The 24,232-nt window shown below is 56.2% G+C and carries 18 protein-coding genes; 4 read left to right on the top strand and 14 right to left on the bottom strand.

The genetic code is table 11. The features are described from left to right. Positions 1–48: 48 nt before the first annotated feature. The 3 genes from HB393_RS06240 (at position 49) to HB393_RS06230 (ending at position 3,296) form a co-directional block, all read left to right on the top strand. Positions 49–879 carry a hypothetical protein gene (locus HB393_RS06240; RefSeq protein WP_213804296.1) on the top strand — a complete coding sequence of 277 codons (831 nt, stop codon included), beginning with the start codon at positions 49–51 and terminating at the stop codon, positions 877–879. Positions 880–1,282: 403 nt separating this feature from the next. Further along, positions 1,283–2,479: an acetyl-CoA C-acetyltransferase gene (locus HB393_RS06235; RefSeq protein ID WP_213804295.1), complete on the top strand. Its 1,197-nt coding sequence runs from the start codon at positions 1,283–1,285 to the stop codon at positions 2,477–2,479. 49 nt (positions 2,480–2,528) lie between these two features. Then, positions 2,529–3,296, top strand: a complete 768-nt coding sequence (locus tag HB393_RS06230) for a class I SAM-dependent methyltransferase (RefSeq protein ID WP_213804294.1) — start codon at positions 2,529–2,531, stop codon at positions 3,294–3,296. A 6-nt stretch (positions 3,297–3,302) separates the two neighbouring features. Here the strand turns inward: HB393_RS06230 and HB393_RS06225 are convergent, their stop codons facing one another. The 7 genes from HB393_RS06225 to HB393_RS06195 all read right to left on the bottom strand — a co-directional run bounded on the left by HB393_RS06225 (position 3,303) and on the right by HB393_RS06195 (position 12,730). Then, positions 3,303–4,805, bottom strand: a complete 1,503-nt coding sequence (locus tag HB393_RS06225; protein WP_213804293.1) for an L-serine ammonia-lyase — start codon at positions 4,803–4,805, stop codon at positions 3,303–3,305. A 23-nt stretch (positions 4,806–4,828) separates the two neighbouring features. Further along, complete coding sequence (locus HB393_RS06220; RefSeq protein ID WP_213804292.1) at positions 4,829–5,440, bottom strand: hypothetical protein; 612 nt, start codon at positions 5,438–5,440, stop codon at positions 4,829–4,831. 62 nt (positions 5,441–5,502) lie between these two features. Next, on the bottom strand, positions 5,503–6,846 hold the full coding sequence (locus HB393_RS06215; RefSeq protein WP_213804291.1) for a hypothetical protein: 1,344 nt from the start codon (positions 6,844–6,846) through the stop codon (positions 5,503–5,505). Positions 6,847–6,893: 47 nt separating this feature from the next. Then, complete coding sequence (locus HB393_RS06210) at positions 6,894–7,901, bottom strand: polysaccharide biosynthesis/export family protein (RefSeq protein ID WP_213804290.1); 1,008 nt, start codon at positions 7,899–7,901, stop codon at positions 6,894–6,896. Further along, complete coding sequence (locus tag HB393_RS06205) at positions 7,894–10,068, bottom strand: polysaccharide biosynthesis tyrosine autokinase (RefSeq protein WP_213804289.1); 2,175 nt, start codon at positions 10,066–10,068, stop codon at positions 7,894–7,896. The genes HB393_RS06210 and HB393_RS06205 overlap by 8 nt, the downstream gene beginning before the upstream one ends. A gap of 241 nt (positions 10,069–10,309) precedes the next feature. Next, complete coding sequence (locus HB393_RS06200; protein ID WP_213804288.1) at positions 10,310–11,524, bottom strand: glycosyltransferase family 4 protein; 1,215 nt, start codon at positions 11,522–11,524, stop codon at positions 10,310–10,312. 999 nt (positions 11,525–12,523) lie between these two features. Beyond that, positions 12,524–12,730, bottom strand: a complete 207-nt coding sequence (locus tag HB393_RS06195) for a hypothetical protein (RefSeq protein ID WP_213804287.1) — start codon at positions 12,728–12,730, stop codon at positions 12,524–12,526. On the opposite strand from HB393_RS06195, the gene HB393_RS06190 reads away from it, so the two are divergent. Continuing rightward, positions 12,723–13,892, top strand: coding sequence for a glycosyltransferase (locus HB393_RS06190; RefSeq protein ID WP_213804286.1), 1,170 nt, complete (start codon positions 12,723–12,725; stop codon positions 13,890–13,892). The two genes, HB393_RS06195 and HB393_RS06190, sit on opposite strands and share 8 nt — an antisense overlap. Before the next feature lie 115 nt (positions 13,893–14,007). Here the strand turns inward: HB393_RS06190 and HB393_RS06185 are convergent, their stop codons facing one another. The 7 genes from HB393_RS06185 to HB393_RS06155 all read right to left on the bottom strand — a co-directional run bounded on the left by HB393_RS06185 (position 14,008) and on the right by HB393_RS06155 (position 24,044). Then, positions 14,008–15,075: an ATP-binding protein gene (locus tag HB393_RS06185; protein ID WP_255550853.1), complete on the bottom strand. Its 1,068-nt coding sequence runs from the start codon at positions 15,073–15,075 to the stop codon at positions 14,008–14,010. A 337-nt stretch (positions 15,076–15,412) separates the two neighbouring features. Next, positions 15,413–16,816 carry a sigma-54 dependent transcriptional regulator gene (locus tag HB393_RS06180; RefSeq protein ID WP_213804284.1) on the bottom strand — a complete coding sequence of 468 codons (1,404 nt, stop codon included), beginning with the start codon at positions 16,814–16,816 and terminating at the stop codon, positions 15,413–15,415. Positions 16,817–16,835: 19 nt separating this feature from the next. Beyond that, positions 16,836–18,788, bottom strand: a complete 1,953-nt coding sequence (locus HB393_RS06175; RefSeq protein WP_255550852.1) for a TolC family protein — start codon at positions 18,786–18,788, stop codon at positions 16,836–16,838. Positions 18,789–18,805: 17 nt separating this feature from the next. Then, positions 18,806–19,504: an ABC transporter ATP-binding protein gene (locus HB393_RS06170; protein WP_213804283.1), complete on the bottom strand. Its 699-nt coding sequence runs from the start codon at positions 19,502–19,504 to the stop codon at positions 18,806–18,808. Between the two features lie 5 nt (positions 19,505–19,509). After that, complete coding sequence (locus tag HB393_RS06165) at positions 19,510–22,053, bottom strand: ABC transporter permease (RefSeq protein WP_213804282.1); 2,544 nt, start codon at positions 22,051–22,053, stop codon at positions 19,510–19,512. Then, the gene (locus HB393_RS06160) at positions 22,053–22,769 is read right to left on the bottom strand and encodes an ABC transporter ATP-binding protein (RefSeq protein WP_213804281.1); all 717 of its coding nucleotides are present in this window, start codon (positions 22,767–22,769) and stop codon (positions 22,053–22,055) included. Before HB393_RS06160 ends, HB393_RS06165 begins: the two co-directional genes overlap by 1 nt. A 15-nt stretch (positions 22,770–22,784) precedes the next feature. Beyond that, on the bottom strand, positions 22,785–24,044 hold the full coding sequence (locus tag HB393_RS06155) for an efflux RND transporter periplasmic adaptor subunit (RefSeq protein WP_213804280.1): 1,260 nt from the start codon (positions 24,042–24,044) through the stop codon (positions 22,785–22,787). Positions 24,045–24,232 lie beyond the last annotated feature (188 nt).

The following is a 24,232-nucleotide window of genomic DNA, read 5'->3' as shown; positions in this document are numbered from 1 at the left end:
TGCGCGGACATAACGTCAAACTAAGGGTCGGAAACACTGGAGGTTGCGATGAGTGAAGAAGGATTCGTACAGGAGCGCTCGGCGTCGGGTGCGTTTATTGCAGTCGTAGCAGTGGGGTTGCTGGCGGCACTGGGAGCCTTGGTTTGGTGTTACATGCTGCAGAGCCATCTTGGAGCGACGGAGCAGAAGCTGGCGGCCGCGGATCAAAGGAGCGCAGATCTGGTGGCGAAGCTGGATGCAACCAATGCGCGTTTGAAGGCGACGAGCGAGACGCTGGGCCATAGCGTCGGCATGACCCAGAAGCAGATCGAGCTGAGGACGCAGAGCATCCTGGCCACGCAGAAGATCGAGACGGCGAAGCTGGAGCAGGCGCAGGCAGCAGCGGTGAAGCAGATTGGCGCGGTGTCGAGCGATGTCGCTAGCGTGAAGACTGATGTGGGCGGCGTGAAGACGGATGTCGCCGCGACGAAGAGCGATCTGGAGACGACGAAGACGCAACTGCAACGCGTGGTTGGCGATGCTGGCGTGATGAGCGGGTTGATCGCCACGAACCACAGTGAGCTGGAGGTACTGAAGCACAAGGGCGACCGCAACTACTTCGAGTTCACGTTGCAGAAGGGCGCGAAGCCGATCCTGCTTTCGACGATCAAGCTGCAGTTGAAGAAGGTGGACGAGAAGCGGTCGAAGTTCACGCTGAATGTGAGTGCGGACGATCGCAACATCGAGAAGAAGGACAGGAACCTGGATGAACCTGTGCAGTTCTATACAGGAAAGGATCCAGTACTGTACGAGATCGTGGTGAATGTCGTAGAGAAGAATAAGGTGTCGGGCTATCTGGCAACGCCGAAGGGACCCGGACGGGCGGCGAGTTCGGAGTAGAGCTGAAGAAGAATTAACGGAGAAGGGGGACGCTTGATGCGTCCCCCTTCTTGCGTTTGCCTGGTTGGACTACTTTTTTGCGGCCTTCTTCGTTGCTTTCTTGGCCGACTTTTTTGCTGCCGCCTTCTTGGTTGCCATGTGTCTATTCTCCCTGTGATTAGACGACGACTCTGCAAGAACTACATTGCAGCTAACGAAGGTATAGATTCATGAAAAAAATGTGTCAAGAAAAATCGCAATGTTGAAGAGATTTTTTTTGATGATGGCAGTGCCTCATGCAGAGATCAGAAGCGAGATGGTGGTGTGTTGTGAGTGAAGAGACGATGCGAGAGAGATTGTTTGCAGCCTATACTTGCGCTTCTGATGTTGTGACTGGGAATGAGTTTTGGGTCGAGGTGTAACGATGAAAGATGTAGTGATTGTGTCTGCGGTGCGAACGCCAGTGGGGAAGTTTCAAGGGGCGTTGAGCGAGATGACGGCGGTGCAACTAGGCGCGCTGGTCGTGCGCGAAGCGGTGCGTAGAGCGGCGATCGATGCTGCAAGCGTGGATGAATGCTTGATGGGGTGCGTGCTTCCGGCAGGGCTCGGACAGAACCCAGCGCGACAGGCAGCGCTGCAAGGCGGGCTTGCTGATACGGTGGCAGCGATGACCATCAACATGGTGTGCGGTTCGGGTTTGAAGGCAGTCGCGCTGGCGGCGCAGAGTGTGATGACGGGCGCAGCGGAGATTGTGGTGGCGGGTGGGATGGAGTCGATGTCGAATGCGCCGTACCTGCTGCCGCAAGGGCGCAAGGGATTTCGGATGGGCGATGCGACGGTGGTGGATTCGATGGTGAAGGATGGGTTGTGGTGTGCGTGCGATAACCAACATATGGGAATGACGGGAGAGTTGGTGGCGGAAAAGCATGCGATCACGCGTGAGGCTCAGGATGCTTATGCGCTAGAGTCGCATCGGCGAGCGGGAGCTGCGTGGAGGGAAGGACGGTTCGATGCGGAGGTGATGGCGGTGTCGGTGCCGGGCCGTAAAGGAGCTGTAAAGATCTTCGACAAGGATGAGAGTGTGCGGGAGGATGCGGTGGATGATCCTGCCACTGCGCTGGAGGCGTTGGCGCGGTTGCGTCCGGCGTTCAAGACGGATGGCACCGTGACGGCAGGAAATGCTCCGGGGGTGAATGATGCGGCTGCGGCTTTGGTTGTGATGTCTGCTGAGAGAGCAAAGGTGTTGGGGCTAGAGGCGATGGTGACGATTCGGGCGCAGGCGATGAGTGGCGTTGCTCCGAAGTGGGTGATGCTGGCTCCGGTGGTTGGCGTGCAGAGGGTGCTGGAGCGAGCGGGTTGGGGGATCGATGAGGTAGATCTGTTTGAGTTGAATGAGGCGTTTAGCGTTCAGGCGCTGGGGGTGATGAAGGAGTTGGGGATCGATGCCGTGCGAGTGAATGTGAATGGCGGTGCGGTGGCGATCGGACATCCGATTGGAGCGAGCGGAGCAAGAGTGCTGGTGACACTGGTGCACGAGATGATGCGGCGGGATGCAAAGAAGGGGGTTGCGGCGCTTTGTCTGGGTGGTGGGAACTCGGTGGCCTTGGCGGTCGAACGCTAGTGTGGCGCTGAAGGAGCGTTCGCTGCATCGAATGAAGATGGTGAGGTTTATGGAAGAGAATGTACGCCGCTTCGACGGCAAGGTAGCGGAGTATGCGCGCTACCGCGAGAGGTATGCACCGGATATCCTGTTGCCGCTGCTTCGGGACTGGTGTGGCCTTACGCCGGAGTGGAAGGTGGCGGACATCGGGGCGGGGACCGGCTTGCTGAGCGATATCTTTGTTGCGAATGGCAATCGCGTGCTTGCCGTGGAGCCGAATGTGGAGATGCGGGAGATGTTCGCTCGTCTGCACGAAGAGAGTTCGCTGATCGAGATTATCGATGGCACCGCGGAGAATACGAGCCTCGAGGATGGCTCGGTGGAGATGGTGACGGCGGGGCGAGCGATGCACTGGTTCGACACGGAGCGGGCGATGGAGGAGTTTCGCCGCATCCTGAAGCCGGGAGGGTGGATCGCGATCATCGCGTTTGGGCGAGCGCAGGCGGGGCGTGAAGAGAACGAGGCCTTCGAAGAGCTTTTGCGTGAGCGGGCGACGGATAACGCAGACTCTCATGCTGGGTATGGTGTGTATCGACGGATGGAAGAGTATCTGGCGAGTGACTTCCTGCGTAAGGAGATTGCCGGCACCATGTCACTGGATTGGGATGAGTTGTATGGCATGACGATGTCGCTGTCTCATGCTCCGCGCATGGAAGATCCGAGGTATCCGCCGTTCGAGCGGGCGCTGCGGGAGTACTTCGAGCGCTATGCAGAAGAAGGAAGGGTGACGTTGGCGACGCGATACTGGATTAACCTGGGGCGGTTTGCCGCGAGTTGATTTCCGTCAGCACTCGATGATGTTGAGCGCGAGGCCGGCGAGTGAGGTCTCCTTGTAGCGGGATTGCATGTCGAGGCCGGTCTGGTACATGGTGGCGATGACCTGATCGAGGGAGAGTTTGTGATCGCCGGACTCGTGCATAGCCATGCGGGCGGCGTTGATGGCTTTGACGGCGCCCATGCCGTTGCGTTCGATGCAGGGGATCTGGACGAGGCCTCCGATGGGATCGCAGGTCATGCCGAGGTTGTGCTCCATGGCGATCTCGGCGGCGTGCTCAATCTGGGCGTTGGTGCCGTTGAGAGCAGCTACGAGACCTCCGGCGGCCATGCTGCAGGCTACGCCTACCTCGCCCTGGCAGCCGACTTCGGCTCCGGAGATGCTGGCGTTCTCTTTGTAAAGGATGCCGATGGCGGCTGCGGTGAGGAAGAAACGGAGGAGGCCGGATTCGGCTTCCTGGGGTGAGAGGGCGGGGGCTGAGGTCTCGGGGTTAGGGAGCTTCGCGACGAAGCGCATGTAGTAGTGAGCGATGGCGGGGATGACTCCGGCTGCCCCGTTGGTTGGCGCGGTGACGACACGGCCTCCGGCGGCGTTCTCCTCGTTGACGGCCATGGCGTAGACGGTGACCCAGTCGATGGGGGCGAGGGGATCTTTGGAGCCGAAGGTGTTGAGACGCTCGGCGAGACGATGGGCGCGGCGGCGGACCTTGAGGCCGCCGGGGAGGATGCCTTCGGTCGCTACACCCCGTTCGGTGCACTGCTGCATGACCTGCCAGAGGGCGAGGATGCTGGCTCTGATCTGATCTTCAGGGTTGACGGGGTGTGTGGCGGCTTCTGTGTCGGGTTGGGGGCGGCTGATCTTGATGTTGGGGTCGGAGAGAAGGGCTACTTCGTTGGCAAGGAGGAGTTCGGCGATGCTGAGGTTCTGCGAGGCGGCGATGGTGAGGAGGTCGTCGGCGCTGCGGAAGGGGTAGGGAACGGTGCGGGAGCTGGTGGCGGCTGGGGCGTCGCGTTCGGCTTCGAACTCGGCGTGGGAGACGATGAAGCCACCGCCGACGGAGTAGAAGACGTCGGAGTGAAGGATGGCGCCGGCTGCATCGAAGGCGGTGAAGCGGATTCCGTTGGGGTGCGAGGGGCGGTTGGGATCGGGGTACATCTGGTTGCGATGGAAGAGGAGGTCGGTGGGCTCGTGGAAGGGAATCTCTTGCGAGCCGCCCAGGCAGAGGGTCTGGGACTGGCGGATGTGAGCCAGAAGGTCTTCGATGCGGGCGGGATCGACGGTATCGGGGGCTTCGCCGGAGAGGCCCAAGAGGATGGCGCGGTCGGTTCCGTGGCCGATTCCAGTGAGGGCGAGGGAGCCGAAGAGGTCGATCTGGATGCGCATCGCCGCGGGAAGGGCGGCGGAGGACTGGAGCTCGTGCACGAAGCGCAGGGCGGCGCGCATGGGGCCGACGGTGTGCGAGCTAGATGGGCCGATGCCGATCTTGAAGAGTTCAAACAGACTTGTATTCACTATGAGTCTGATTGTAACTATGTTCAGTCCACATGCATGTTGGCATCGACATCCAAGGTGAGGTTTTGACCCTCGACGAGCATGGAATGGAGCTTGAGGGAGCTGAGGGAGAGGGCGTAACCGGTGGTGTCGGCCGAGTGCAGGAGGAGCTTGCGCATGAGGTCGGCGGCGTTGACCTTCATCTGGGAGGGAAGCTTGCGGGAGAGAAAGGGGACGAGGAGGAAGTTGAGCTCGCGGTTTTCGGAGAGACGCTCGATGCGGGCGTCGCGGAAGCCGATGGACTCGCCTTCGGCGTCGGGGATGAAGGAGACGTCTGCTTCGGTGTTGAAGGGGACGCCGACACAGGTGCCGTAGACGGAGGTGCCGATCTTGGCGCGGGTGTGGACGTGGACGACGACGCGGTCGTCCTTGAAGGAGATGCGGGGTGAGTCGACGTAGACGTAGCAAGGGGTAGAGATGTCGCCGCGCATGTAGTAACGACCGTCGGCGGAATTGAAGAGTTGAGCACGCAGGGTGCGCTCCAGAGCCTGGGCGGAGACCTTGACCTCGATGGCCTGAGCAGAGGACGCGGTGAGGAGCCCGGCGGCGAGCAGCAGGAGGAGTCGGGAGAATGATGAGGAGATGGAGGTGGTCATGCTGATCTTAAGGATAAGGCCGGTGCTGGATGGGTCTGTCTGTAGTTTTTCGGATGTGAAGATTATCGCGCATCTTGTTCCATGCGGAGCGATGCGATCGTGATGCCTACTATCACTACCAGGAAGCCTTGTGAGGTTGCGAGGTCGAAGGAGCCCTGGGTGATAGCCCCTAAAGCAGGGACCACAAGAAGCCAGGGAAGTATTACTCCTCGGTAGATCGATCTGAACAAGCTTACAAATAGGACGAGTGCGAACACCATTCTCGATAGGACGAAGATGGGGCCCAGCCACGAACCAAGTTCGTAGACCTCACGTTCCAGGGAGCCTTCTCCAAATTCGAAGGACGACAACCGGTTGTTGTTCAGGGCTGCGGCTACGGAGCTCCCTGCACCTATTCCAGACCCTAGAGCGGAGACCTTTGTGACGGGGCTCAGAGCCTCGGTGACGCTGGCGACGATGCGGTCTTCCAAAGCCGAGTTGTCGCCAGCAGTTCCTTGCGCTTGGGTCCAGCGGGTTGTAAAGGTGTCCATCGCGTCTCGAACGAGCGGAACCTGTGCAAGTCCAATGACGACAGCGACGCCGGCAAGCATTCCTACGGCGATGTGCGGCAGGCGGTCGGGATTGAATGAAATACCACTCCGGATGACTATGCCAAGAGCCGAGGTAAATATAACCCCTGCAACTAAAACCGCAATGGATCGACTGACGCTGACCGGGATGACGATGAGAGTTGCAATCGCAGAGGAATATACGAGCCATTGCGGAAACAGCCCCTTACGCACCATGCCCCAGATGCATGTGACTGCGACGAGAGGGACAAAGCTGATGGGACCGGTGATGTAACTGAAGGTTCCAGCGGGCCGGATGTGACCCAATGCGCCGATGATTTGTCCGCCCCCTTCCGAGGCGCCACGATTGAGAAATGAGACCGGAGGGGCGAGGTACTGTGCCACCATCAAAATCGTCATTGGGATCGAAATGATCAGGGTCCATTTCCCGATGGTCTTGAGATCTTTGGCGTCAAGGAACGCTCCCAACACGATGATCACAGGGATGTGCAGCACATAGGATCTCCACCCATAGAGAATTACGAGTGGGTTCAGAGTTGTTCCGATGAGTTGGAGCAGACCTAAGATGGTTATCGTCAGTGCGTAAATATCAAAGGCTGTCCAGACCCTTTGGCTGCCTACTCTCAGCCGCCTCCCGGAAAACCAGATTAGGAGCGCCACGGGGTCCCGAACCAGCAGGAATGGCGTGGAGAGCGGCGGAATCCATTTCCGCACGGCACCCTCGAAGAGAAGCAGGAGAAGGTACAGCCAGATGAACGTTTTAAGACGCCGAATCGACTGCGAGTGCAATCTGTTGTCGGCGACTGGAGCAACTGTACGCTCAACTATGGCGGTCATAATACGTCGATCCCGTCATCACGCCAGTTGGGTATCGGAGTGAAGGACTAGTTGTTGTTGTTTTGTGCGACTCGGTAGGTGAGGAAACTAGAAGAGAATGCGATAGCGGACTCTATTCCCCTGGTGATCGCTACTTTGGATATGCTGAGCGGCACAAAGATTATGTCATTATCATGCAGAACAACATCCGCCCGCTTGCCTTGTAACATCGAAGGGATATCGATCTCCTCAACAGTGTGACCCGACTCTGTGCGGTGTATCAACCGGGCGTGTGCGGCCTTTGCGACATACGGGATGCCTCCGGAAAGTGCAATCGCTTCTGCTACTGTCATCCGTTGGCGGGCGATTGGATAGGCCCCCTGGCGACCCACCTGGCCTACAACATAGACGACGCCGGCGCGGGTGACCTGAATCGTGTCTCCGGGGTAGATCACAGGATTGGGTTGACCGGTGAGATCCTTGTCCCAACTCATGTCGAAGATGGAGGGGTTGGAGTTGTCTCCCCGATGAAAGATCATTATTTTCTTGCCAGCGGCTATGGTTGGACCTCCCGCAAACCCTATAACGTCCCAGAGCGTCTTTACGCCGTTGAGTGGGACCGGACCTGGGTGGGAGATCTCCCCCAGCAACGTTACAGTGTGGTTGGTGAGATCGGCGTAGCTAATGCTGACTTGGGGGTCCTTAAGAAAGTTGCCTTGGATCAGGCGAGCCCTTATGAGCGCGGCAGCCTCTACGGGTGACATTCCTGTAATTGTGAGGCTTCCGATGAGAGGGAGGTCGACGCTGCCCTTGTTGCTTACGCGGATAGGGCCGGAAAATTCGGGAGTGTCGAATACCAGGATCGTAAGGAGATCGCCGGGTTCGATCTTCGTATCGGTTTGATTGAGATTTCGTAACTCTTGCTCGGGAGTTCCAGTCGATGTCTGCGGAGAGGTCTCAGTCGGCTGAGAGACCCCCGTAGCCTGTGCCCAGAGACCTCCTGGAACGACGGACAGACAAAGCTCAAGCGTCAGAAGTAGAGAGCCAGCGGAGTACCATCGTCCAAATTTATTCATTCGAGTTCTCCGAATAGTAGACTCCGTACTTTCCTTTTCCTCCGTAGTAGTCGTAATACAGGTCGGAATTTGTTTCGACATCGTTCAACAGAACGCCGGCGATCTTTCCGCGGACGCTGGTGATTGTATCGCGCAATGCCCTGAGCGATTGGCGGCGGGTGACACCAGCCCGCACTACCATGATAGTGGCATCGGCGATGCTGGCGAGCGAGGAGGAGTCGCTGACGGCCAGTACGGGAGCGGAGTCTACAACGACAAAGTCATACATGGTTCGCCACTCCTTGAGGAGTTCGCTCATCTTCTGAGACATAAGCAGCTCAGCCGAGGCAGGGGGAATCTTTCCGGCTGGTAAGAAGTCCAGGGTTGGGACGGTTAACCCGGGATGCACGTAGCTCGCGGGTGAGACGTACTCGGCGGTCGTCAGGAGGCTGCTAAGGCCAACGTCACCGGCTCCAACCCCAAGCTTCGAGTGCAAGGAGGGTCTGATCAAATCTCCATCGACCAGGAGAACTTTTTTCCCCGCCTGAGCGAGCGTCATGGATAAATTCAGGGAGACGGTACTCTTTCCCTCGAAGGGCCAGGCGCTGCACACCAGAATAAATTGGGGAGGCCCGCCAGCGGAACTGAGGAGGATGGAAGACCGTAGAATTCGAAACGATTCGGCAAAATGAGAACGCGTATCCTGAAGGACGCGTGGGCCAACAGGCCCTTTGGCTTCGTCCGGGGTCGCATCGCGTCCGTTTCTTTGCTTGAGGGGCGCGTGGGGAATCAGGCCAAGCACCGGAAGGCCAGAGTACCGAGCCACATCCTCCAGCGAACGAACTGTGGTGTTCAGGTTATCCAGCAAGAAGGCAGTCGCGATGCCGAGAACTACACCAAGCAGAAGACCAACTTCAAGGTTGAGCGATCGCCTGGGTTCAGTCGGCACGGAGGGGGCCAAGGCTCGGTCGATCACAGAGATCGTATCGGAACTGAGTCCCGACGTGATTTGCGCCTCTTGGAGCTTGCGCGTCAGATCTTCATAGAGATCTCTGACAGAGACTACCTGGCGCTGAAGGATGCTGTACCGGAGGGCGTTCTCATTCATTGAGAAGATCTCCTCCTTCTGGGCCTCGACCGCAGCCCGCAGTTGATCCTCGTTGGCCATCGCGGCACGGTATTCCAACTCCAGTTGCTGGCGTCCGCGTTTTATCTGCGAATCAATTCCAGCCTGGACCTGCGTTAACTCGTTCTTCAGTTGAACGACACGAGGATAAGCGTCTCCGTATTTCGTTGTCAGTGATGCGTACTCTGACTCCAAAGTGGCGTGCTGATTGCGCAAGGCTACCAATGTCGGCAGAGCGGCGCTCGGAAGCACCTGATCAGGATCTGCGGAGGCACTTTCCCTGAATGCAATCTCTTTGAGGATTCGCGCTGTTTGTGCGGTCGATAGGGCCGTATTGAGCTGATTGATCCTATCCTGCAGGGCACTGTGACTCTCATCCGTTTGGAGCAGGCCGGTCTTCTTCTGGAAGTCGGCGAACTCCTGCTCCGCATCGGAGACCTGGGTACGCAAGGTTTGTAGTTGCCCATTGAGCCACGTTGAGGTGGTGCGCGTGGTCGTATATTTCGTTTCGAAGTTATGTTGAATGTAGCTCTCTGCCACAGCGTTCGCTATCTGAGCGGCGAGGATCGGGCTTATGCTTTTATAGCGAATTTGAGCGATCTCGGTTCCGCGCTCAAATTGAACGGTCAGACCACCTTGAAAGCTGCGGATAAGAGAGTAGCGGTCGATATCGGAGAGGGAACTGAGAGGGGCGGGAGATTGGGCCGCAACTCGACCTACAAAATCTGGATTGCTAGTTAGCTTTAGCTTATTAATTACGTCCCAGGCGATGGACTGGCTGGTGATGATGCCCAACTGGGTGGCCATCTTTTGGTCGGTAGAGGAAGAACCAGAGTTGGACGACTGTAGATCTAACGAGCTCTTCGGAGTATTTAGATCTATATCTATCCTGCACTCGGCCTCGTACTTTTTAGGCTGACGCGAGGTGTATACAGCCGAAGCAACCAGACAGACTAGCATTATTCCTATAATCATCAACTTGCGTCGTGCAAGAATCCGAAGAATATCTGCAATGCCGATAGCATCTGATTGTGTTTGTGCCGTGCCGTTTCCCTGATCCACTGTTCTATCCAAGAAACTCCCTGTTTACAGCGCTTCAACGAACGGACTCGATCCAAGTGTAACAGTATCTTCTCTGGCCTCACAAGAGAATCAAGGAGATACCTTTGCTCGTAGAAGCTAGAAATACGCACTTTGTGATCGAGAGGTAATCGATACGCTAAGTTGAAGGTAAAGGATAGGTAGAAGTGGAGATCGCCTAATTCCTCTGTAAATTCGACTTTGTTATCTCACTTCAAAGACTTCAAGTGAGGGCAAGAGCGCTCAGGAGGTTCGCACGGTAAGACTCCCAGGATGTTGCAGCAGCAATCACCCGAGCTTGTTCCTTCATGTAGTCTAATAAATCGCGATTATCGTATAGCGTCTCCAGTGCCTCTACGATGGCGTCCGTTGAGCGAATTGGTATAAGAAATCCGGATTGGCCGCTTATCACGACGTCGGTTGCCCCGGAGTGAGCTGTTGTTATGACTGGGAGACCTTGAGAGAGAGCCTCAAGAACTACCAGAGCCCTGCCTTCAAACAATGTTGGGAAGACCAAAACGTCATGGCTCTGCATTAGTTCCAAGACTCTAGCGTGGGGCAGCGACCGATGCCATGTTGTCTTCTCAAGCGCATGCTGTAACGAAGGGCAAGGGGCTACCTCTGAGCCAATTACTGTGAGTTCTACGTGACGACCCATCCGCTCGATTGCATTGAAGAGATAGGAGATACCTTTGCGTTGTCCTAAGGAACCGCAGAAGAGCGCTCGTAGCGGTCCTTTATTATGAGTTGCTGAAATTCTTATTTTGGTTGGACTTGGGCATCCATATTGGACAATATTTGCCTTTGCGGCCCAATGTTCAGGGAGCGTCGATTTTACGAACTCGCTGGGGACGATGATCTGATCGGAGAGTTCGAGTTCCGCATCCTTGCGCTTAAGTTTTTCTGGCGGATCGCTAAGTCCCGCGAGCGTTACTGCCCAGTCGGGGTTGAGTGTACGTTCTTCCATGAACAGCCGATGCATGCTCTTCCAATATCCGATGGGAAGCTCATAGATCTTTCGAACTCCGGGAAGCGCGGAGAATGTGCTTAATGCTCCATCTTCATAGGCGTAGACGGCGAGGCCGTTTTTCTCGTGTCGCCGAGCTTCCACAGTCAAATGAACGTCGAGCGATTGCCAGATATCGTCCACTGTCGGCCCAAATGCTCTGATGGCTGGAAGGGTGTGGGCCACACGAGAGGTGAGTAGCCGAAGCACCTCCTTGAAGGGGTGCGATTTGATGTGGTCACTTGGAGGTACTTTGAAGGAGCGGCGTTCTATTTCTTCCCGTAGATTTCCAGGCAGGCTAGAAAGAAATGGTACGTGTTCGGCGCAGATCGTAGTCACGAAGGATTCAAGAACACCCGCATTCGATAGTGCGACTAGAGCCTGCCTCACATTCTCATTTCCGAATGGATGTCCAAGAACAATCCTCCGCATCTCTTCCTTCCTGTTTAGAGCCAGAATCTATTGAAAGTGGTTGACGATGCAAGAGAACAGTAAAGAACGGATCATAACTGCCCATAACTTAACGAACTAACGAAAGAGTGCGGGCGGGATCTAAGGAAACGATGTCATAAAAAATGATCGCAAACGAATGCTGCCACTGGCTTTGATTCCACCTGCCTCATTTATTTGCTTCTTCTTCCATTGTAATCAACTGATTGGCTTCCAGTTGCATCGTCGACGTTCTAAGTCGCGTTTACAGCAAGATCCGTTTCTATATTGCCTTAGCCATTCGAGTTGGATCTACGTTCATTTAGTGACCTAATTCAGTGGGTGTCACGAGATATGAGATTTTTGCGACTGTTTGGAGAAAATAGAGTCTGACTCTACAAGGAACGGTAATTGCAGGTGAGTTTCAACTTCGGCTATAGAGGTCTTGCTTCAAAACGAATTCTTGTTTTTCGATTTTCTTTGCGGTACTGTCAAGGTACTGCCACATTTTGAAATGTTGTTGTTTGGAGATAATGCCATGATTCGAGTTTCCATCCATAATTCGGCTTTGTTTTATGCTGTGAATGTTCCGGAATTAGGCGGTAGTGCGAGGGAATCAAGAACGAAGAAGGTAACCTGCAAGAGCTGTAAAGTGTCTCTGGAACGAAAGAAGCGACGGGGATTTCTCGAGCAGTATGTTCTTGTTCTGTTCGGGCTGTACCCATGGCGATGCTATACCTGTTACAAAACTATCTACCGGTTAGAGCGCTACGATCGCTCGAGGGTAATTAGTCGACTCGACCATAACTAATTGGGTGGCATGGGTGATGTTGCCGCCCAAATACTGAAATATCCCCTCCCTGGCGCGGGATCTCGTCGCCAAGATCTTCTTTGTGCCAAGCTGAGTTAGGTATTTCGATTCTTATCGATCCGCTCACAAATAAATAGACACAAGATCGTCCGTAAGGAGGATAGTCGCGGAATTTAATCGTGGTAGGGTGTTTAACAAAGACCATGCAAATTATTGCTTGCCGTGAGTTTCAACTGGTAGGATTGCTCTGCTGCAATTTGGGGTTTTTCCAATAGGAACATATCGACGGAACAAGCAACTCCGCCGGTAAAAGCCAGAACCAGTGGCAGCCCGTCAAAGGGACGATCGATTTCAAGAGCCGAAGTTCCACAAAATGGTGGTCGATTCACATTGCGCATACTCCATTTAATATCCACTCTTGATAGACGAGCAGGCGGCCCAGCAGCAAGCGTTCGCAATATCGTGAGCGGCTATCATAAGCTCGGACACGATGCGGAGATTGTTACGCTTGACGATCCAAGCGCCGTTTATCTCCAAGAGCTCGACGTTCCCGTGCACGCGCTTGGCCCAGTCTCGACTGAGTTCGGATACACCCCTAAACTTATCCCCTTTCTTCGGAGAGAGCGGGACCGATTTGATGGTGTCGTCGTCCATGGTTTGTGGCAGTATCTGGGATTTGCTGCGCGGCGTGTCTTCCACGGGCACAAGCCGTATATGGTCTTCCCGCATGGGATGCTGGATCCGTATTTCAAGCGCGCGTACCCCTCGAAACACTTCAAGAAGTCGTTGTATTGGATCTTTATCGAGTATTGGACCCTGCGGGGCGCGAAACGCATTCTGTTCACTTCAGAGATGGAGTCGGAGTTAGCGCCACAGACTTTTTGGCCTCATAGCTGGCGTTCGTCTGTTGTTCCTTACGGAGCGAAGATGTCAGACGGAGATCCAGCGCTCCTTCGTAAGCTCTTCCTCTCCGGAGTTCCTACGCTGAACTCGTCGAATGGATCGTCTAAGTTTTATCTTTTATTTCTGGGCCGCGTGCATCCTAAAAAAGGATGCGATCTGCTCCTGGATGCTTTCTCGCAGATCGCGGATAAGGATCCTAACCTGCAGCTCGTACTTGCTGGTCCGGTTGAGCGTGAATTGAAGGATGAACTTGTCGCGAAGGCGGTGGCAGGGGGCGTTTCGGACCGGGTGCATTGGGTGGGAATGCTGGAAGGAGATTTGAAGTGGGGAGCCCTTTATGGATGCGATGCCTTTATCCTTCCGTCCCACCAGGAAAACTTTGGCATAGCGGTGGCGGAGGCGCTGGCTTGTGGCAAGCCGGTGCTTATCTCGAATAAGGTAAATATTTGGGATACGGTGCTACTGGACGGGGCCGCGATCGTTGCGAACGATGATGCTGCGGGGACACTTGAGCTTCTGGAGCGGTGGTTATCTCTCACGCCCGATGCGCGCTCTACGATGGGACACGCGGCCCTGCGATCTTTCCAGCATCGGTTTAATATGCAAAAGAATGTTGGTACGCTCATCACGCTTTTTTCCAGCCTGACAAGTAGCTAGGAATACGAGTGCGGCTCGTCGCCAGCAGAGAGCGTTGGGATGCTCTAAAGGCAATCGGCTGCACCTGCTTTGGCGCCGCCGTTTTGTAGGACCAGAATCCGCTCCGAGTTAGCTCTTAAAGTCCTTCGCCTGGGCTTATAGGGAGACGGAGCTCTGCGATACAGCCGGATCTTTCAAGTTGATTTATAAGACGGACCTTGCCGCGATGAGCTTCGGCTATCTGCTGGGCTAGAACCAGCCCGATCCCGGTGCCTCCGGGCTTCGTTGTATAGAAGGGGACAAAGAGATTGCTTTCGTTGGACAGACCGGGACCGTTATCGAGGATCGAGATAACAACTTCATCGCCAACGGTCTGCCAACCTGCCTGCACTAACGGAACCGCCTGGTGAGGGGCGTCCTGATGCAGTGCGGCTTCTGTTGCGTTTCGTACGAGGTTGATTAGAGCCTGTTGAATCTGATCTGCATCGACGTATATCGTCTGGTCCTTTGAATCCAGCATCTGCACTCTAAGGCGCGTCTCCAGATGGATGACTCGCTCCATGAGATCCGCTAAAGAGATAGGAGCGAGCTTGGGAACCGGGAGACCCATAAGCTGCCGATAGGCCTGTAGAAAGCGGTTCAACGATTCTGCACGATCCTCGATCACTGCAAGGCCGCGCTCGAAGTCGCCGCCTGTGTCCGCTGGCGTGAGACGTCCGCGTAGACTTCCGGCGATGGATTTGATCGGGGTTAAGGAGTTGTTGATCTCGTGACCCAGTACGCGGATGAGCCGTTCCCAAGCCTGCCGCTCTTCTTCTCGCAACGCCGCACTTACGTCCGAGAGCATCAGGAGCGAGTGTTGAACGCCGCGAAGCCGGAAGGAGGTTCGCTTTACGAACCAGCGATCCGTTTGCGGGTTTGCGTGTGAGCCGGGAGATACCAGCTCGCCGTCGTTGGTGGAGAGCAGATAGTCCAGCTTCAACTCGCTCGCCGATTTACCTATGGAGGTTACAGATCGCAGACCGAAGACGTGTTCGCCTGCGGGGTTCAGCAACTGCAGGCGGCCCACAGGATCAAACGCCAGAACAGGGGACTGCATAGCCTCCATGACGCGTTCTACCAGTGCCATGGCCTCCAGGGCGCTCGCACGCTGTGCCTGAAGCATTCCAGCCAATGCATTGACCTCCAGTGCGAGATCGCCCATTGCATCGTTTCTTCGGGCCCCGCGAGCACGAAATGAGTAGTCATCTTCTCGCAGTGCCGCCACTACGTTTGCCAGGGTTTGCAGAGGACGGACGATCTGTTCCAGGAATATCGATACGCATATTGACCATCCAACGACGGCAACGATCGTCCAAATCAGCGTGACGGACCAGGGTGCTTCGTATCGGCGGCAGAGGCCCAGGCACAAGATGAGGACCGGCAGTCCCATCAGAGACAGCCATATTCTCAATTGAAGTTCGAAGCTCAGTCTGCGCCGTGACCGGCCGAGGGGGAGACGCTTGCGCTGCGGAGCTACCGGATTCGGTGACGGCTGGGGCTCAGATGCCATACTTCTCGATCCGACGATAGAGCGCTCCCCGGCTCAAACCCAGCGCGTCAGCCGCGTGACTTACGTTGCCGTTGGTGCGGGTTAGTGCTTTGCGGATCAGGATCTCTTCCACTGTCTCGAGGCTCATCTCATCCAGGCTCTGTGCTGCTGCCTTTGGTGCAAATAACCCGAGGTCTCCAATGGAGATGCGTTCGCCGCGTGCCATGAGAACGGCGCGCTCGATGGTGTGGTCGAGTTCTCTTACATTGCCGGGCCAAGTATGCTGCAGCATTGCTTGTAGCGCTGGGGTCTCCAGCCCTTGGATCGGGCGGCGGTAGCGCGTGGCGTATCGGTCGAGGAAGTACGCAGCCAGAGCCGGAATATCTTCCCGCCGTTCCCGCAGCGGGGGCAGGCTGATCTCGACCGTGTTTAAACGGAACATGAGATCCTCGCGAAATCTCCCGGCGGCACACTCCGCTCGCAGATCCGCGTTGGTCGCAGAGAGCATTCGCACGTCTACCTTTTTGGTCTTGGAGGATCCGACACGGTCGATCTCTCCTGTCTCCAGAACGCGCAGGAGCTTGGCCTGCTGCCGTATGGGGACGTTCGCGATCTCATCCAGGAACAAGGTTCCCCCATGGGCCAGCTCAAAGCGTCCGATGCGGTCTCCGCGAGCGTCGGTGAAGGCGCCTTTGACATGCCCGAAGAGTTCGCTCTCAAAGGTGCCTTCCGGCAGAGCGCCGGTATTGACCGCGACTAAAGTACGGTCGGCCCTTAGGGAGAGACGGTGTAGCGTCTGTGCGACTACTTCCTTGCCGGTACCGTGTTCGCCGGTGATCAGAACGCTTGCATCCGAAGGACCTACCCGCGCCATTGCCTCCAACACTGGCCGCATGGATGGAGCCGACGCGATAAAGTCTGGAGCGCCCGGCGCGCGCAGGATACGATTCTCAGCCTCCAGCCACTGCGCCTGCTTGCGGCTGCGGTGTAGCTCCAGTTGATTCTTGAGCACACTGAGCAGCCGGGCATTCTCCCACGGCTTCTGGATGAAGTCGCCTGCTCCGCGGCGCATCGCCTCGACGGCCAGGTCAATATTGCCCCACGCCGTCATTACCACGATAGGAAGCTGCGGGTCGATCTCCTTCACTCGCGATACAAGCTCCAATCCCTCTTGTCCGGAGGTCGTGTCGCGGGTGTAGTTAAGGTCGACTAGAAGACCGTCGAAGCTCTCGTGAGCCAGAGAGTTCAACACCATGGTCGGGGTGCGTACCATCTCCAGCAGATACCCTTCGGGGTCGAGCAGAAGCCGAAGCGCTTCTAGGATGTGAGGCTGATCGTCGGCGATTAGGAGGCGGCACGGAGTCTCCTCCAGCTTAGGCTTCGGCTCCGCCGTTCCTGTTTGTATCGTCTGCATCGCGTCTGTGCCCCAGTCGCTACGGCTTGGCCTCCGGAGCGATTCCTGTCTTTGCTGATTCTATAGAGATCGAGTTTGCATCGAGTGTAGCGCCGATCGCCCGGTCGACCTCAATCTTTGCCTTCTGGTATGCGGTCATCGCCGCGACCAGGGCAGACTCGGCTGCGGCGAGATCGCGACGGGCTGTCAGGGTCTGATAGTTCGAGCCAGCTCCTAGTTCCTGTTCCTTGGTCATGATATCGAATGTCTTCTGGGCCAGGTCCCTAGCTTTTTTTGCGGACTCTACCCGTGCCTTGCTCTGCACTAGAGCGTACTGGGCGTTGCGTACCTCGATGCGGATCTGCTTTTTGAGCTGCTGGAGGCGTAGCTCGGACTGCCGGGTCTCAAGTTCCGCACGATATTGGTCGCTTTTGGCTACACGATTTCGGAGCGGGATGTTGACCGATAAGCCCAGATAGTAGTCGGGCGCGGAGTTATTGAATGCATGGGATACTGCTCCCGGGAAATCCAATGGCGCTGTGGAGGCGGTGTTGGAGATCGGATTCTGTATGCCGGCGAGTCCGGTGCCGCCGTAGAACGCGGTGGCGGCCACCTGCGGAAGGAGGGCGTTTCGCGCTGCAATTCTGCTCAGTTGGCGGCTATCCAGGTCGATGATCGATTCGTGGAGTTCGATTCTGTCGCGCAGCGCCCGTGCGATCAGATCCTCCGTTGGGCCAGACTCTTCACTCTGCTGCATGGCGCTGAGGTCGGTGGGGCGGACCGGCATCGCCTCCAGCACGGAGTCGTCCAGGTTCTTCGTCAGCGCATTTTTGATCAGCAGCTCTTGGAATTGCAAGGTCGTCTTGGCGATGGTGAGGTCCTGCTCCCGGTTGGCTACTTCGGCCTCGTCCTTCAGAACGTCCATAGCAGGGATGGCCTGCAGAGCCAGCTGCTTCTGTCCGCTGTCGAGCGACTGTTTTGCGAAGTCGAGCGAGCGGCTCTTGACCTGTTCATCTTCATAGGCGGCTACAAGGTCCCAGTACATGTTGGCGATCTGCGTGACCGTCGTCTCCACCTGAAGTCGGAAGGCTTCGTCGGAGATCTTTTGGTTGTTCTTTGCAATTCGCAAAAATCGTAAGTTTGGTCCGAGTCCAAATCCTGCCAGCAACTGCTGTTGAAAGAGCACTCGATAGTAAGAGTTCAAGGTTGGATTCAAGATGCTGAACGGGCTGTTATTCGCCTCGCGGCTGTTGATGAAGCTGCCCGTGAACGTTGTGCCGGTTGGAAACGCCTGAGTGTAGGTGATGTTGCCGTTGGTGGTGTTCGACTTTAATGTCTGGGTGCCATACGTCGAGGTGTTTGAAAGTGGTTGCGTGTAGTGCTCATTGTTTAGTGCGCCGGTGATCGTAGGGTCGTAAGGAGATACGTTGGTGCCGGTGCCCAGGGTCGATTGCACGAGTCCGGAGGCACCTGATCCAGCGCCTCCAGCTCCGCCCGAGGTTCCCCCTGCTCCGGCGCCGCTTGAACCTGATCCGAAGCCTCCAACACCGCCGCCAGGGGTATTTTGCACGACACCTGTATTTACACCGCGGAAGGTTCCCCCCGCCTGGGTGCGCAGGATGTCGGCTTGCGCAATCGGTATGTTGTAACGGGCGATGGCGAGATCCAGATTGTTCTCCAGAGCCAGCGAGATTGCATCGTTGAGTGAGAGCTTTAGTACGCCATCCTGGATCAGGCTATTGATGCGGTTGGAGTTCGCAAGGTTTGGCTTTGGCACCAGCGTCGCACGGTACGCTCCCAGAGGATTGTTGGAGTGGGGGATATCGAGCCGTAGAGCGGGCTGTTGGGCGGATGCAGTTTGAGCCTGGAGGTCAGGACTGCAACACACAGCCGCAAGAAACGCCAAGGAAGTCAGTAGATGAATCAGGCGCACAAATCCACGTACCAGAGCGACGTAACTGCCGATCATCAGCAGAAGATAGTGCACTGCCATCAGTATCCCTTCAACATTCACGCCGATACCCCATGCGCAGCCATCCCGGCGGTGTCCTTGGAGAGCCAACCATCTCGCAGCTCGATGGTTCTTGAGCCGTATTCGGCATTTACCTCGGAGTGGGTTACCTGCACGATGGTTGTGCCCTCTTCGTTTAGCTTGCGGAACATCTCCATAATCTCTTTCGCCTGCGCGGAGTGCAGATTTCCTGTTGGTTCATCGGCCAGCAACAGGGCAGGCTTGTGGATGACAGCTCGAGCGATTCCCACGAGTTGTTGTTGTCCTCCAGAGAGCTGGCTCGGATAGAGGTCTTTCTTGCCAACGATGTTGAAACGGTCCAGTGTGTCAGCTACCAGGCTCTGGCGTTGCGCCTTTGGGATGTCTTTATATGAGAGTGGCAGGTCGATGTTCTCTGCCACGGTCAACTCATCCAGAAGGTGATAGCTCTGGAAGACCATCCCGATTCTCATCCTTGCAAGTTGGGCACGCTGTTTGCGATTCAGGCCATGTACGGCATCTCCATCGAAGTAAAACTCGCCCTTCCACTGATCGTCGAGCATGGCGAGAATGTTCAGCAGAGAAGATTTTCCGGCTCCGGATGGACCCATTACGGTTACAAACTCGCCCTCCCGGATCATCAGGTTGATTCGCCGCAGCACCCAGGTCTCAGTAGCTCCTGTTTTATAGCTGCGCTCAAGGTTTTTCAGTTCAATCATCGTCTCTACTCCGTTCGCAATGCATTCATAGGATCTGTCGATGCGGCGCGCCGTGCCGGGATCCATCCGGCAACACATGCGGAGACCGCCAGGGTAAATATCGCGAACGTCAATATGCTTAGATCGTGGCTCTCCACGCCGTACAGTCGGGACTTTACGAAGCGAGCACACAAGAGTGCTACAGGAATTCCTATGGCCAGACCTAGTCCTGCTTGGAGCATCGCTTCACGCAGGACCATGCCGACGACGCTGCCGCGAGCTGCGCCCAACGCCATGCGGATGCCGATCTCTGAGGTCCGGTGAGCCACTGTGTAGGCTGTTACTCCGTAGAGTCCGATAGAGGCGAGGGCTAAGGCGAGGACTCCGAAGATCAGCGTGAGCCGCGCGATGAGGCGTTCCTGCCCGAACTGTCCGGCGATCTGGTCGTCAAAGGTCGTAAAGTTTACGACTGGAAGGTTCGGGTCGATGCTGGCCAGGATCTTTCTCGCCTGTGACTCGAGGCCTTCTATCTGTCCTTTGGTCTGCAACATGATCGCTCCCGCATAGAGCGAACGGCCATCTCCTGGATCGAACGTTGGGGTCGGTTGTAGCAGAGGCCGAAAGTGCATCGCTCGAGATGGCCGCCGCGTATTGTCGTACTTGGCGTCATTTACTACACCTACAATCTCGAAATCGTTCGAGCTCTTCACCCCGAAGGTGCCAAAATGTTTTCGTAATGGATCTTCCCCGTTCGTGAAAAACTTCTTCACGAAGGCCTGATTCACTACTGCGATGGGGGGAGAAGCCGCGGTATCCTGCGCCGTGATTCCTCTGCCACGTAAGACGTGTTGGCCGACGATGTCGAAGAACTCCGGCCCAACTCTGACAAACATCGATCCCACAGATACATTCGGTCCGGCTTCGGGTCTTCCTTGAATGGCAACTGCCTCACCCCAACTGCCGCTTTCCATTGGCGTATACAGCGACAAAGCAACTCGTTCTACTCCGGGCAATGCATGGAAACGCTGCTCGATCTGGTCATAGAGAGCCTGTAGCTGGCCGACTTTATAACCTGCATTCTCGGGACTGATATGGATGATCACGCGATTTTTGGTCTGCAAACCAAAGTGCTGGTGCTCCAATTTGTTCAAACTTTTGGAGAGAAGTCCTGCTCCTACCAGTAGCACTAACGACAACGCCGCTTGGAGCACAACTAAGGAACGCTGTAGCAGGGAAGAGTGGTCTCTCGTCGAACGATTCGAGCCGCCCAGGGCCTCCGCAGGTTCTGAGTGGGAGGTGACCCATGCTGGTGCAACGCCAAAGACCAGCCCTGTGAGGAGCGAAAGACCAAAGGCGAATCCCATCACGACAGGCGAAGGATCGGGTGTAATGGGCAGATTGGGCGAGTTCGGAAATGCCAGCGCAAGGAGTGTTCGCGTTCCCATGTAGGCCACCACAAGTCCGGCTATCCCGCCCAAGCATGAGAGCACAACACTCTCGGTGAGCATCTGCTGGATGACACGCCGCCGTTGCGCTCCCAGTGCCATTCGAACAGAGGTCTCCGCACGACGAGCCATTCCTCGGACCAATACCAGGTTGGCTATATTGGCGCATGCGATCAGCAACACGAGAGCGGAGATCGCCATCAGGAGCTTGAGCCCGCTCGCATACGATTGCTGCATGTTCTCGATACCAGCCCCGCCGGGCGACAGCACTAGATGAGATTCGGTCAGATTCTTTTGCTGGTCAGCTTTTTTGTATAGATCGAGTGTGGAAAGGAATTGCCGCAGGTTGCCGCTCATCCTCGCCTGGAGTGGGCCAAGCTGGGTGCCTGGCTTTATACGTCCTATCACATACACCCAGTTCAGGTTCTGCTGGTGCAGGATCGAGCTTTGTCCCATCACTGGTTCAAGATTGATCGGAAGATAAAAGTCCGGTGGAACATCCGTCATTCGGTCGCCGTAAAAGCCTGAGGGCGTAACTCCGATGATGGTCACGGAGTGTGTATTCAGCGCAAAGGTGCTTCCCACCACGCTTGGATCCTGTGCGTACTCCCTCTGCCAGGTTCGGTAACTCATTACCGCTACCATGGGAGCTCCATGTACATCATCGGATGGTTGTATCAAGCGCCCGATAAGTGGCTGCAGGCCCAGAGTCTGGAAGAAATTTCCGCTGACGTACTCTCCACTAAGAGCTTTGGACAACGCGCCGGGCTTACTGATGCGAGTCGTCAAGGACCCGTTGCCTAACCCAGCCTGCACGGCAGCCAACTGTTCGAACTCCGGCGCATTTGCTTTCAAATGCAGGTAGAGATCGTACGAAAAGAGCGAGTAGTCGTTGTGATCCGGGGTTCCCTCGATATCGCAGCAGTCATCGGTGTCGCCCACCCGTACGAGTGCCTTTGGATCGACAACCGGAAGGTTGCGCAGCAAGACCGCGTGAACCAGCGTAAAGATAGCAGCGTTCGCTCCAATCCCCAGGGCCAATGTCAGAATCGCCGTGAGCGTAAATCCCGGAGCCTTCCGCAACTGCCGCAGGGCGTAGCGTACGTCCTGGATGATGCGTCCCATCACCCCTCCACCTCTGCCAGGAGCCCGGAGAGCTCGCCCTCCGCTACGACCTTGCCATCGAACAGATGTATCTGCCGCTCTGCGTGTGCTGCAAAGCGTGGATCATGAGTCACCATGCAAATGGTCGCGCCCTCGTCGTGCAGCTCTTGCAGCAATTTCATGACGGCTTCTCCGTTCTTGGAGTCCAGGTTTCCGGTCGGCTCGTCTGCCAGAAGAATGGACGGGGAGCCTGCCAATGCTCTCGCCACAGCCACGCGCTGCTGCTGACCGCCGGAGAGTTGTGCCGGGTAGTGGCGCATTCGATGGGCCATATTGACCCGCTCCAGGGACTCCTGCACACGCCGCTTGCGCTCCGCAGATGGCATGCCGGCGCGATACGTCAGTGGGAGCTCTACGTTCTCCGCTACCGTCAGGTCGCCGATAAGGTTGAAGCTCTGAAAGATAAAGCCGATCTCTTGATTACGGATCCGCGAGCGGTCAGCGAAGTTCAGATTTGCGACCTCTCTTCCGTTCAGCGTGTACTGGCCCCCTGTCGGTGTATCCAACAGGCCGATGATCGAGAGCAGCGTGGACTTCCCGCAGCCCGATGGTCCGGACATCGCGACGTACTCCCCGCGGTTGATGGTGAGGTGAATGCCAGAGAGAGCGTGGGTCTCAATCTCATCCGTGTAGAAAACCTTGGTCATCTGCTCAATGTGGATCATCGATTCTGTCATCGTCTCTCTCCTTGCCTATTCCAGGCGAATCCTATCGGTATTGTCCCAGCGGCTCATGTCCGACAAGATGACAGTGTCGCCATCCTGTAGTCCTTCGAGCAACTGAATACTGTTTACAGAGGCGCGGCCAACTTTGACCGGCACTCGAACTGCTGTCTTGCCATCCGGGCCGAGTTTGAAGAGGCTGATCGTGCTGTTCTCGTTTCCGAATGCCGGCCGCCCGACAAACAGGACATCCGTCATTCGGTCCAGATCGATAGTCCCGTCTACGCTCAGGTCCGGGCGCGCCCCTTGAGGCAGCGCGCCTGCAAGTTCTACGTCGACGGTGACGGTTCCGTTCTGTACTGCGGGATCAATTCTCATTACTTTTCCAGAGATGACGCCGTTATGGGTATCGACTTCGGCCGGCTGGCCGATCTGGATATCGCGCGCCTGCGTCTCCGCAATCTTCAGGCTTGCCTTGAGCTGATCCGGTTGAACTACCTTAGCCAGGGTCGTTCCGGGAGCGACGTGCTCTCCGACCTGGTGCGGCAGATCGACCAGCACCCCGCTGATTCCGGCCCGGACACTCAGTGCGTCCAGTTGCTTTTGCTTCAGTCCGAGCAGGGCTTGTGCCTGAGCCACCTTCGTTTGCTGGACGGCTAGTTGTGTCTCAATTGCCTTTTCGTTGAGAACCAGGCGCTGCTTTTCCAGGTCGTTGCGAGTCGTCAGCTCATCTGCCTTGCCCTTGGAGGCACTAAAGGTCAATCCACTAATTACGCCCAGGTCATACAGGCTCTTATCTGTTGCTGCTTGTAGTTTCGCTTGATTGTGATCCGCACTTACTGTCGCCGCCGAGGCCTTCTGCGTCATGAGGTCACTCTGTAGCTTTGCCACCGTGTTGGTGTAGTCTGCCTGCGCTGCCTTCAACTGCAGTTGAGCGTCAAGCAGCTCCTGCTGCACCTGCGGATCCACCAGGTCCATCAGCAGCGTATCTGGTTCCACCTTTGCTCCGGGCAGCACGCGGATGCGCACCACGGTCGCCTCCGTTTCGGCTGGAATCAGGCGGATCTTGTCCTCTCGAGGAACCAATGTCCCTGGTCCCCGAACCTGACGCAGGAGCGGACCGCGCTTAACGGTGTCTGTCCACACCGCCGCCCGTTCCACCACCGGTGCGGCTGGTTTTAGACGCATGACGAATATTGCTATTCCCGCGAGAGCAACCACCGCGGCTGCGACAGTGAGCCACTGTCGACGCACCTTTTTTTGTCTGATATCTGGTCTTGAGATGTCCATTCTATGGAGATAGGAGCATTTGGACGACCACTCTTCGGCCTTATTTATCAATGCATTAGCAATGCAATTTACGCCTGGATTGTCCATCGGCCCAAAAGGCTGTCCATTTTTGAACAGTGTTCCGCTGTTGATCCGTCAGTTTGTAATGTTGGTAGACTGCGGAAGGGATTGTCGCTCCCTCAACCACC

The organism is Granulicella sp. dw_53 (assembly GCF_018449545.1).
In the GTDB taxonomy this organism is placed as follows: Bacteria; Acidobacteriota; Terriglobia; order Terriglobales; family Acidobacteriaceae; genus Edaphobacter.
Note: the sequence above shows the minus strand (reverse complement) of the source record. Positions and strands in the feature narration are given on the sequence as shown.